The organism is Pauljensenia hongkongensis, from assembly GCF_001746855.1.
Taxonomy (GTDB): Bacteria; Actinomycetota; Actinomycetes; order Actinomycetales; family Actinomycetaceae; genus Pauljensenia; species Pauljensenia hongkongensis.
On record NZ_CP017298.1, the window covers coordinates 1,013,071 to 1,023,075 of the forward strand.

10 protein-coding genes are annotated in these 10,005 nt (G+C 72.4%); 3 read left to right on the forward strand and 7 right to left on the reverse strand.

Features of this window, described 5'->3' with window-relative positions; translation table 11 throughout:
- Positions 1 to 21: 21 nt before the first annotated feature.
- The 6 genes from BH719_RS04205 to BH719_RS04230 form a co-directional block, all read right to left on the reverse strand.
- Complete coding sequence (locus BH719_RS04205; protein ID WP_009743518.1) at positions 22 to 711, reverse strand: transaldolase family protein; 690 nt, start codon at positions 709 to 711, stop codon at positions 22 to 24.
- A gap of 176 nt (positions 712 to 887) precedes the next feature.
- Positions 888 to 2,051, reverse strand: coding sequence for a macrolide family glycosyltransferase (locus BH719_RS04210; protein WP_009743519.1), 1,164 nt, complete (start codon positions 2,049 to 2,051; stop codon positions 888 to 890).
- On the reverse strand, positions 2,044 to 2,682 hold the full coding sequence (locus BH719_RS04215; protein ID WP_009743520.1) for a TetR/AcrR family transcriptional regulator: 639 nt from the start codon (positions 2,680 to 2,682) through the stop codon (positions 2,044 to 2,046). The genes BH719_RS04210 and BH719_RS04215 overlap by 8 nt, the downstream gene beginning before the upstream one ends.
- 196 nt (positions 2,683 to 2,878) lie before the next feature.
- Positions 2,879 to 4,402, reverse strand: a complete 1,524-nt coding sequence (gene guaB, locus BH719_RS04220; protein WP_009743521.1) for an IMP dehydrogenase — start codon at positions 4,400 to 4,402, stop codon at positions 2,879 to 2,881.
- A 209-nt stretch (positions 4,403 to 4,611) separates the two neighbouring features.
- Positions 4,612 to 5,880, reverse strand: a complete 1,269-nt coding sequence (locus tag BH719_RS04225; RefSeq protein WP_009743523.1) for an AGE family epimerase/isomerase — start codon at positions 5,878 to 5,880, stop codon at positions 4,612 to 4,614.
- Between the two features lie 163 nt (positions 5,881 to 6,043).
- Positions 6,044 to 6,964, reverse strand: coding sequence for a MerR family transcriptional regulator (locus tag BH719_RS04230; RefSeq protein ID WP_009743524.1), 921 nt, complete (start codon positions 6,962 to 6,964; stop codon positions 6,044 to 6,046).
- 304 nt (positions 6,965 to 7,268) lie between these two features.
- On the opposite strand from BH719_RS04230, the gene BH719_RS04235 reads away from it, so the two are divergent.
- Together BH719_RS04235 and BH719_RS04240 are read left to right on the forward strand one after the other, a co-directional pair.
- Positions 7,269 to 7,565 (forward strand): WhiB family transcriptional regulator, encoded by a 297-nt coding sequence (locus tag BH719_RS04235; RefSeq protein WP_005868814.1) that lies wholly within the window; start codon positions 7,269 to 7,271, stop codon positions 7,563 to 7,565.
- Between the two features lie 164 nt (positions 7,566 to 7,729).
- On the forward strand, positions 7,730 to 8,533 hold the full coding sequence (locus BH719_RS04240) for a DsbA family protein (protein ID WP_009743525.1): 804 nt from the start codon (positions 7,730 to 7,732) through the stop codon (positions 8,531 to 8,533).
- Between the two features lie 137 nt (positions 8,534 to 8,670).
- Here the strand turns inward: BH719_RS04240 and groES are convergent, their stop codons facing one another.
- Positions 8,671 to 8,967: a co-chaperone GroES gene (gene groES, locus BH719_RS04245; protein ID WP_005868844.1), complete on the reverse strand. Its 297-nt coding sequence runs from the start codon at positions 8,965 to 8,967 to the stop codon at positions 8,671 to 8,673.
- Positions 8,968 to 9,192: 225 nt separating this feature from the next.
- On the opposite strand from groES, the gene BH719_RS10035 reads away from it, so the two are divergent.
- Positions 9,193 to 10,005, forward strand: an 813-nt coding sequence (locus BH719_RS10035) for a methyltransferase (RefSeq protein ID WP_009743526.1), incomplete at its 3' end; no start/stop codon positions are given.

Consider the following 10,005-nt stretch of genomic DNA (forward strand, 5'->3'; position numbering starts at 1 on the left):
GGGGCCGCCGCGCGGGCGCCGTCACTTCTCCTTGATGAGGTCGAGCCACGTGCGCCGCTCGCCGATGAGGTACGCGAAATCGCGGTTCTGATCGGCGATGGCGGCGTCGGTGGCCGGGTTCTTGATGAGGGCGGCCAGGACGTCGGGGGCGGCGGTGATGGCGCCGACTCCTTGGCGGACCAGCTCCAGCACCTGCTCGGAGTTCTTGAAGGAGGCGGCCAGCACGTCCGCCCCCAGCCCGTAGCTGCGCAGCGTGCGGTGGATCTCCGAGGCGACGCGCACGCCATCGATGCCGTAGTTGTCCATGCGGTTGACGTAGGGGGCGACGTAGCGGGCCCCGGCCTTCGCGGCCATGAAGCCCTGCATGGAGGAGTGGATGCCGGTGGCGGTCACCTGCATCCCCTCGCGGACGATCCGGGGGATCGCGGCGAATCCCTCGCGCGTCACGGGGAGTTTGATGAAGAGGTTGCCCCCGATCTCGCCCCTCAGGGCCCTCGCCTCGGCGACCATGTCGTCGGCGCGCTCGGAGACGATCTGCACGTGCAGCTGGGCGCCGTCGGGCAGGATCTCCTTGATCTGGTGGAGTACCTCGAGGGGTTCCTTGCCCTCGCGGAAGAGGATCGTGGGGTTGGTGGTGACGCCGTCGATCGGCAGGTAGGTGAGGGTCTGCGCAATCGCGTCGACGTTGGCGTGATCAATGAGGATGAGCATATGTGCAGCTCCTTGACTCAACAGGAAAATACGTTCAGCAGGTCAAGGGTACTCCGACTGAACCGGTGAGGAGTAACCCACGCCACGCCCGCGCTCCGAGGGTGCCGCGCTGATAGCGCGCACCAGGCGGAGCGGCACCCGGCGCCCCCAGCGGACGGGTGGGCGCCCAGAACCCCTCAGCGGGCGAGGCGGGCGATGATGAGCCGCGCCGCCTCGGCGTTGCCGCCCGCCGCCCGCGTTTCCTTCTGGAACCCGTCGAAACGCGCGCGGCACCCCTGGTCGGACATGACCCGCAGCGCGGCCCCGCGCAGTGCGGCGGGGGTCGCGGAGCGGGCGTCCAGCGCCTCCCCCAGCCCCAGTTCCACGACCCGGCGGGCAACGGTCGGCTGGTCGTTGCCCATGGGGACCACCACCATCGGCACGCCGTAGTAGAGCGCCTCGTTGACGCTGTTCATCCCGCCGTGGGTGATGAAGAGGGAGGCCCGGCTGAGCACCTCGAGCTGGGGGACGCTCCTGTGGACGGCGATGGTGGGCGGCAGGGGGCCCAGGCGCCCGGGGCGCACCGAGTCCCCGATCGACATGATGACGCGCGCGCCGGTTCCGCGGAACGCCTCGACGCAGCTGCGGAAGAACCGCGCCGAGGTGTTGAGCCTGGTGCCCAGGGAGACGTAGACGAGGGGACCGCTGCCGGCGGGGGCGTCGAACCCACCGGGGGCGCGCCCGCCGACGGCCGCCCCGACGAAGGCGTAGCGGGGGGCGGGGAAGTCCTCGGCGTACAGCTGGAAACTCCGCGTCGTGTACGTGATGTTGAGGTCGGGGCCGTTGCGCGTGATCTCGTCCACGAGGTCGTCGTAGCGCCAGCCGAACCTGCGGCTCAAGCGCTTGGAGACCAGCGCCCGCAGCCTCGGGAGGCGGAAGATCGAGGTCAGGTACCACCCACCGCTGCGCCCGAAGTCCTCCAAAACCCGCTCGTTGAGGGCGAAGGTGGAGAAGAGGCGGACGGGCACGATCCCCAAGCGGTCGGCAAGCGCCTTGCCCGAGGTGAAGAGCATCTCGTAGACGAGGCAGTCGTAGTCCCCTCCGATGCGCAGCGCGGTCCTGTAGGCGGCGTCCCAGCAGCGCACCTGCTCCAGGGAGGGGCGGGGGCGGCTCGGGTAGTCGTCGTAGGGGACGAAGGCGGCGCCCGTGCGCTCGACCGCCGCGCGCCATGTGGGCGAGTGGACGTAGGTGACGCGGTGGCCCATGTCCGTCAGGGCCCGGGCCAGGCCGAGTGTGGGGTTGGTGTGCCCGGAGAACGGCAGGTTCACCATGAGGACCGAGCGGGTGGCGTGCTCATTCATAGAAGCGCCGCACCCCCTCTTCCATGATCGCAACGGCCTCGTCGCCCAGGACGGGGGCGCCGAAGCGCTCGAGGAAGAGGGCGACGAAGTCCACCCTCTGGCGCATCCGCTCGTAGGAGTCCGCCGCGATGAGAGGGTCGATCCACACGTCCACCAGCAGGACGAGGACTCCGGCGACCTCACCGGGGAAGGGGCAGTCGATCTCCCCCGACTCCACGCCCTGGCGGAGCATCCGCTCCAAGTGGGGGGCGAGCACGGTGAGGGAGTTGCGCAAGGATCCCAGGAGGGCGGCGGGGACCTCGCCCACCCAGTCGGCGCGCCCCAGGCTGGATTGGGGGCCGGCCGAGGCCAAGTGCCTGGCGAGGGCAGTCATCCTGTCGCGCACCGGCACCTGCGACTGGGCGGCCAGGCCGGCGAAGTACTCGTCGAGGTAGCGGCACTCGTCCTCCACGACGGAGCGCAGGACCTCCTGCTTCGATCGGAAGTGGTGGTAGATGGCGCCCTTCGACATCCCGCTGTCCGCGACGATGTCCCGCATGGTCGTCGCCTCGTACCCCTTCTGCGCGAAGAGGCGGCGGGCGGCCGCGCATATCGACTCCCGGGCGCGCTCGGACTTCTCTGCCTGGTTCACAGCACCTCCCAAAACAAACCGGCGGTCGGTTTTTAATGTACCGCACGCCGCCGGAAACGGCAACGGGAAGCGGGGCGGGGCCTACCGGCGGGGCATGGCCGGACTGGTGGGAGGGCCGGCCTCCCGGGCGCCCGCGCACGGGGCACGGGAAGCGGGCGGGAGCAACCCACCGGCTGCTCCCGCCCGCGATCCGCGACTACTTCGCGGAGGAGGAGTGGTAGTTCGGGGCCTCCGTGGTCATCTGCACGTCATGCGGGTGCGACTCGCGCAGCCCCGCGCTCGTGATGCGCACGAAACGGCCGTTCGCCTTGATCTGCGCGACGGTCGAGGCGCCCAGGTAGAACATCGTCTGGTGCAGGCCGCCCACCAGCTGGTAGACGACCGAGGCGAGGGAGCCCGTGTAGGGCACCTGCCCCTCGATGCCCTCGGGGACGATCTTGTCGTCACTGGAAACGTCGGCCTGGAAGTAGCGGTCCTTCGAATAGGACTTGCGCCCGCGCGAGCTCATGGCGCCCAGGGACCCCATGCCCCGGTACCGCTTGAACTGCTTGCCATTGGTGAACACGACCTCGCCCGGCGACTCCTCGCACCCGGCCAGCAGGGAGCCCAGCATCACCGTGTCGGCGCCCGCGACCAGCGCCTTGCCGATGTCGCCCGAGTACTGCAGGCCGCCATCGGCGATCAGGGGGACCCCCGCGGGCCCGCACGCCCGGGCTGCCAGGTGGATGGCCGTGATCTGGGGGACGCCGACGCCCGCGACCACGCGCGTCGTGCAGATGGAGCCCGGGCCCACCCCGACCTTCACAGCGTCGGCGCCCGCGTCGATGAGGGCCTGGGCGCCCTCCGTCGTCGCCACGTTGCCGCCGATGACCTCGATCCCCTCGAAAGCCGGGTCGGCCTTGATGCGGCGGATCATGTCGAGGGCCAGCCGCGCCCCGCCGTTCGCGGTGTCGACCACCAGGACGTCCGCCCCGGCCTCGGCCAGCGCCGTGGCCCGCTCCCACGTGTCGCCCCAGTAGCCCACGGCCGCGCCGACGACGAGGCGCCCGCGCGAGTCCTTCGTGGCGTTGGGGTACTGCTCGGTCTTGACGAAGTCCTTGACTGTGATCAGTCCGGTGAGGCGGTCGTCCTCGTCGACGATGGGGAGTTTCTCGACGCGGTGCTCGGCCAGCAGGTGCTTGGCGTGCTCGCGGGAGATGCCCACCTGGCCCACGACCAGGCGGTCGCGCGGGGTCATGCACTCGCGCACGTGCAGGCGCGACCAGCTGCTCTCGGGGACGAAGCGCAGGTCGCGGTTGGTGATGATGCCCAGCAGCGCCCCGTCCTCGGACACCACGGGCAGGCCCGACACGCGGTAGTGGCCGCACAGGCGGTCGAGGTCGTCGATGGTCGCGTCGGGGCCGACGGTCACCGGGTCCTCGACCATTCCGGACTCGCTGCGCTTAACCTGGCGGACCTGCGCGGCCTGCTCCTCGATGGAGAGGTTGCGGTGGAGGATGCCGATGCCGCCCTGGCGGGCCATGGCGATCGCCATGCGGGCCTCGGTGACGGTGTCCATCGCGGCGGACAGGAGGGGCACGCGCAGCGAGATGTTCTTCGTCAAGCGGCTGGTGGTGTCAACGGACGAAGGGACGACGTCCGTGAGCTCGGGCAGGAGCAGCACGTCGTCGTAGGTGAGGCCGGTCAGGCCGAAAGGATCATGTGTAGCGAGTTCTCCCATGGGCCAAGTTTAGGCGTCGGCGCCCCGGCCCCCCGAATCGTGCGCCCGGGGCCTCTGGGGCGTGGGGCAACTCACGGACGGGCGGGGCGGGGGCGCTCCCGTGCCGGGTCCGGCCCCGGCGCCCCTGAGAACCCCGTGCCGCGTCAGCTCCGGCGCTCCGAGGAGCCCCGTGCCGGGTCCGGCCCCGGCGCCCCGACCGGGGCGGGCGCTCACACGTCGAGGCGCAGCAGGGCAGCGGCTGCGGCGTAGGCGTCCGGGCGCCCCTCCCACACGCGGGTGGACACCGATCCGTCGGGCGCGAGCTCGTGGATCCAGCGCCCTTGCCCCGCCCGCAGGCGCTCGTCGGTCCACGCGACGGTGCGCGCGTAGTCGGTCGCCAGACGGGCCGCGGTGGCGCCGTCACCGCGCGTAGATGCCCACTGGCCGAGGCCGTGGGCGGCCCGCAGCGCCTCGCACGCGACCCACCACATGCGCGACTCCACGGAGGGACGGCCCGCGCCGTCCACACTGAGCAGGAAACCGCCCCCCTGCGCCCATCCGTCGGACTGCGAGCGGTCGTAGACGGCCACGGCCGTGTCGTACATCCACGGGCTGGGCGGTTCGCCGAGGCCGTCGAGGATCCGCGCGAGGCGGGCGATGAGGCGCACTGCCCGAAGGCCGAGGCCGGGCAGGGAGTCCCCGGGGACCACGAGGTCCCACGTGCGGGCGGCGACCGCTCCCCCGTCGGACGCGACGAGGGAACCGGCCCGCGCCTCGTCTGCGTCGAGGGCGGCCCCGGAGGGCAGCGGGCGCCAGTGGGCGTCGAACAGGTCCGGCAGCACCCAGCCGCTGCGGGCCGCCGCCTCGCCGGTGAAACGCATGATCGAGCGCGCCCGGTCCAACCACGCGCGGTCGCCGCACACCCGCCACGCGCTCATGTAGGCGTCGGCCGTGCTCAGCGCGTCGCCGAGGCGGCGAAGGGCGCCCGGGCGCGAGTAGCCGGGGTCCCAGGAGTGGCGGGGCATTCCGGAACCCGGGTCCCACCAGTGGGCCTCCTGGTCCGCGAGCGCCCGCGCGAGCAGCTCCCGCCCCCGGTCGTGGCCGGCGCGCGCGGCCCCGCAGGCCGCGACGATGAGGGCGGCCAGCGAGCCCTGGTCCGTGCGCGCGCCCGGCAGGGGAGCCGGGCCGGACTCCGTGGCCGGGACGAGGGCGCCGTACCAGCCGCCCCCGGGGCTCGCGAAGGGGCCGGACAGGGCCTCGAGGCCGTGCTGGACCAGGTGGGCCGCGCCCTCCGTGCCGCGCTCCTGGGCGAGGGCGAAGGTGGCCGTCATGCGCGCGTTGATCCACAACGAGGCGGGCCGCCCCACGTCGACGCTGCCGTCGGCGCGCAAGAAGCCGTAGCCGATGGGAGCCTTCGCGCGCGAGGCGAAGGCGACGAGCGCGTCGAAGTCTTGTCCGAACGCGCCTGCCAGCGCGGCATCGTTCCACGGGGCGTTCATCGAGTGCTCCTGAATGATGGGATCTGTGCATGGCCACGGTATCCCATCGGCCCTCCTCCCGCAGGAGGTCGCACCGTGTTCCCGGCCGTGCTGTGCCAGGAGGGCGGTCGGCGCCGGCCGGCCCGGGAGCGGTGCGCCGGGCGGCCACTGCCGGGCCCGGGTGTCAGAGGCGCCCGACCGCTCCGGGTTCCGCGCCCGGCGCGAGCATCGCGATGGCCTCCTCGACGCACGCCGCCGGGGTGCGCACGCGCTGGACGTTCTGGGAGAGGATCTCCGGGGTGTCCGCCCCGACCAGGAGGATGTTCACATCGGACCGGTCGGCGATCGTGGTGACGAACTCCTCGCAGGTGCCGCCCCGGCCCATGACGACGACCAGGTCGACCTCGTGGGAGGCGGAGTGGGCGGTGAAGCGCTCGGCGGCGCACACCCCGCCGTACCGCTCGGAGCTGAGGATGCGCACGTCGAAGCCGTACCAGCACAGCGCGACGCCGACCACCTGCGCCCCCAACTCGTGGATGGCGTCGCTCATCACCACGATCCGGGCGGGGGCCTGGGCGGGGCGGGGCGGGCGCGACCGGTGGACCGCCTGGAGGACGTGCTCGAAGGCGCACATCAGGACGTGGGACGGGGAACCGCCGGGGACCTCGCCGTCCGAGCCGGAGCGGATCTGCTGCAGCGCCGGGGCGACGAAACGGCTCCACGTGTGGACGAGGCCGTACTCGGACACCGCCGACTCGAGGGCTTCCTGGAGGGCGGGCGCCTCCCCCGACTCGGCCATGACCCGCAGCTCCGCTGGGCGCACGGGCGCACCGCGGTCCGGGCGCGCGCGGTCAGCGTGGACGGCGGCAGCCGCCTGCCCGGTCGGCATCCCGTTGCGCACCAGGCCGATCATCGCGCGCAGCCGCTCGACGTCGTCGGGCAGGTACCGCCGGTGCGCCCCCGCGGCGCGCTCCTCGGGGCCGACGCCGTACCTGCGCTCCCAGGTCCGCAGGGTCGAGGCGGACACCCCGAGGCGCTTGGACACCTCGGTGACGGAGAGGGCGGCTTCGGGCACGGACTGCGCGCTGAGCACTGCACGCGGCATGGCCCCTCCTCGGCTGTCGGTCACTGTTCCTGCTCCGATTCTCACGCTCGCCGCGGGGGCGCGCCACTCGAAACGGGAACGGGTGCCCAACGCCCCAAATTATTCACCTAGTTGTTCACCGCTTATTCGTTCAGAAATCGCAATACTTTTCAGACTTTTCTCAGGTAGGGCCGGGTACGCTGAGAACTGGCTCATAATTTGCGAAGGGTCCTTGAATAACTACCGCGCAAGTGTCTATCCTTTTCACGTTCACGCGCGCAGGGACTCCCCGTGCGCCCCCACCAAGACACCGAGGAGGCACCCCTTGACCGACGTCTCCCGCCTGCCCGGACCCATGATCGACGCATGGGAGTGGCAGTACAGGGCCGCTTGCCGCGACCTCGACACCGAGCTCTTCTTCCACCCGGAGGGGGAGCGCGGCTCCACGCGCCGGCGCCGCGCCGCCAACGCCAAGGCCATCTGCGCCTCGTGCCCGGTCATCGAGCAGTGCCGCGCGTACGCGCTCGCCTCCCAGGAGCCGTACGGCATCTGGGGCGGCATGACCGAGGAGGAGCGGCGGGAGGAGATCCGCGCCTCGGGGCGAACCCGGCGCGCCTCGTAGCGCACTCCGTTAGTCGACCGCGGTGGCAGCATCACACGATGTTGCCACCGTTTTCCACGCCGCCCCCGCCCCCGGCCCCCGCCGCCCGCGGGATGGCGGCACCGGGGCGTGAGACAATACGCGCATCCACCACCGCCCCCAGGGGCCGCACACGAGGGACACATATGAGCGACACCGACAAGGAAACGACCACCACCGCGCCCCAGGGGCGCGCGCCCGCGGGCTCGCCCCTGGTCATCGTGCTCGTCGCGGTCATCGCGGTACTCGCCGTCGTCGTCGGGTACCTGGTGTGGGAGCGCGGTGACTCCCCCGAGTCCGGGGCCTCCTCGGCCCCCTCCGCCCCCGCCTCGGAATCGGCTAGCCCCGAGCCCACATCCGCCCCCACTGTGACGGACCCGAAGATCCTCGAGCTCGTCCGCTCCCTGCCCAAGCGCGACCCCGCCGACGCCCAGGCCAAGGGGAGGACGGACGCCGCCGTCGTCATGGTGCTCTACTCCGACTTCGCGTGCCCCTACTGCACGCGCCTCGCGCAGCAGGTCGAGCCCCAGTTGGCCGACCTGGTCGAGGACGGGACCCTGCGGATCGAGTGGAGGGACCTCGCCCAGATCAGCGAGACCTCGCCACTGGCCGCGCAGGCCGGCCTCGCCGCGGCGGAGCAGGGCAGGTTCTGGGAGTTCCACGACGCCGTCTACGCGGCTGCGGATCCCTCCGACCACCCCGCGTACACGACCGATTCGCTCGTGGAGTTCGCCAAGGCCGCGGGCGTGCCCGACATCGACCAGTTCACGGCGACCATGAACGACGCCCACACCGCGGAGAAGGTCGCCAAGGCCGCGGACGACGCCCACGGCATGGGGATCTCCTCAACGCCCTTCATGATCATCGGCAACGCCGTGATCCCCGGGTACCGCGACGCGGCGTTCGTGCGCCAGACCGTCATCGACCAGGCGGCGGAGTCCACACAGTAGGCCCCGCCGCAGCCGGGCGCGCCCCGGGGCCCGTTGAACGCACTGCGGGCCCGGACCCCGGGGAGGGGTTCGGGCCCGCGGGCTCCCGCGGCCCTTCCGGGCGCGCGGACGGCCCCGCGAGGCGGGACCGGCTGGGCTCAGCGCTCGACGACGGCCAGGACGTCGCGCGAGGAGAGGATCTGGTACTCCTGGCCCTCGTACTTGACCTCGGTGCCGCCGTAGCGGGAGTAGATCACGGTGTCGCCGACCTTGACGTCGACGGGCACGCGGTTGCCGTTGTCGTCGACGCGGCCGGGGCCCACGGCGATGACCTCGCCCTCCTGGGGCTTCTCCTTGGCGGTGTCAGGGATGACCAGGCCGGACGCGGTGGTCTGCTCGGCCTCGACCTGACGGATGACGATACGGTCCTCGAGGGGCTTGATGGAGATCGACACTGTCGTTCCTTTTCTCTTGCGAAGAACTCTTTCGTCCCTTCCCTGCCGTCGCGGGGGCCAGGTGCGGGACCGGTGGCGGCCTTGGCCGCTATCCGTGTAAGAGTCTAGGCACGCCCCTGGCACTCGGGCAAGCCGAGTGCCAATCCGGGCGGGGCGTTCAGCCCTGAGCGCACCGCCCGCGCCGCCTCGCGGCCCCCGCCCCTGCCCCGTGGCACAATCGGGCGTGTGAACAGCGCGCTCGCCCCCGTACTCACCTCGCCCGGCTGGGACATCCTGCGCTCCTTGGGCGAGCGCACCTCCCCGGGCACGGACCTCGGCCTCCTCGGCGCCTCCCTGCGCAGGGCGGGGACGCCCGCCGACGTCGTCTCGGCGGTGCTCACCCAGCTGGAGCTGCGCTCCGCCGCCCGCGCCAAGTTCGGCCCCTTCGCCGACTCGATGGTCTTCACGCGCGACGGCCTCGAGCAGGCGACCCGCCTGGTGGTCGCCGCCCACCACGCCCGCCGTTTCCGGGAGGCGGGGGCCTCGTTCGTCGCGGACCTGGGCTGCGGCGTCGGCGGGGACGCGCTGGCCATCGCGGGCCTGGGCCTGCGGGTCCTGGCGGTCGACCGCGACCAGGACGCCTCTGCCGCCGCCGCCATCAACCTGCGGCACTTCGACGGGGCGAACGTCCTGCGCGGGGACGTGGCCGAATTGGACATGGAGGACCTGCGGGACCAGGGGATCGACGCCGTCTTCGCCGACCCCGCGCGGCGCACGGGCGCCCAGGGCGGGTCACGGCGCATCGCCGACCCCGAGCAGTGGTCCCCTCCCCTGTCCGCCGTGTGGCGGTGGCGGAGCGGCTTCGAGCGCGTCGGCGTGAAACTCGCGCCCGGGATCGCCCACAGCGCACTGCCCGCCGACTGCCACGCCCAGTGGGTGAGCGTGGACGGAAACCTGGTGGAGGCGTCCGTGTGGACCCCGGCCCTGGCGCCGGAGGGCCCGGGGCGCAGCGCCCTCGTCATCACGGGGGCGGGCGCGCGCGTCCTCGCCGACCCGGCG